Here is a 948-nt window from a genome sequence, read left to right as displayed (position 1 = left end):
AAACTTACAAATCAAGATGGCTTTTATTCTAATATCATCAATACTGGGCTTTATAGATTAAACATTCAAGTCCAATAATTCGCAGAACAAATGAGCCATGTATCCAAAATGCCAATTACGAGTAATATAAATCCCAATGATATTGTAGCTGATATTCACTTAATACCATCAATACTCCCAAATGACTCCTATTATCGTAAGGTTTTTTTCTTTTTTCTTGAGATCATCACCAACGTCATAAAAATATATTTTACCATGCTGTTGCACGTTTGGATTTTTTACAAAAATAGAAATTTCCATAGAGTAGCTCAAGATCCTAAACAAAAATATTAAAATATAATGTTTTTTATTTTTTATTATTAAAAAAAATAACATAAACATTGGAATAACTCTCCAAAAGCAACAAAACTCTTTGTAAGAAGAACTCTGATCATTTTCTTTGAAAAAAGAGCAATGAAGAGAATGTCACTAAAAAGAGCGTTGAGCGATTGGCTTGAAAAACTGTCAAAAGAGATTTCTCTATTGTGTGGTCCTATGATTTTTCACCAAGGTGAGCTATTCATAGCGTTTTGTAGGCCGACCGCCTTTTGGGTTTTGTCTTCATAAATTTCACGAAGATAGTTGTAACAGCATAAAAGCTCTAAAGTTTGTTAAATAATTCCTTATGTTTTGGATTGTCTTGGCTTAAATGCACAGTACCGCCCATGACAGACCCCAACATGGCTTTTGCTGGTTTCTGATCTGTTTTGCAGCCATTGGCTTGTAAAAAGGTTCTATGAATGGGAAAGGAGCCAGCACCCTTAACAAGAGCCACCAACGCGGTCAGTGTAACCCCAGAGGGGTGCGAACATTTGTCGTAAAAGCGTAAATAAGGAGGCAAATCACATGTAATACCCCGCATACGTAAATAGGTTTCTGCTAAAGTGTTTTTAATAGGTTGGCTTTGTT

Annotated in this window: 1 pseudogene; it reads right to left on the bottom strand. The window is 34.6% G+C overall.

What is annotated here, in order from left to right:
- Positions 1-640: 640 nt before the first annotated feature.
- A pseudogene (locus tag ACFIQE_RS10865) lies at positions 641-948 on the bottom strand (virulence-associated protein E); the annotation flags it as partial.

The organism is Bartonella sp. AA1HLJMS, assembly GCF_042197445.1.
Taxonomy (GTDB): Bacteria; Pseudomonadota; Alphaproteobacteria; order Rhizobiales; family Rhizobiaceae; genus Bartonella.
This window is presented reverse-complemented; position numbering and strand designations above follow the sequence as displayed.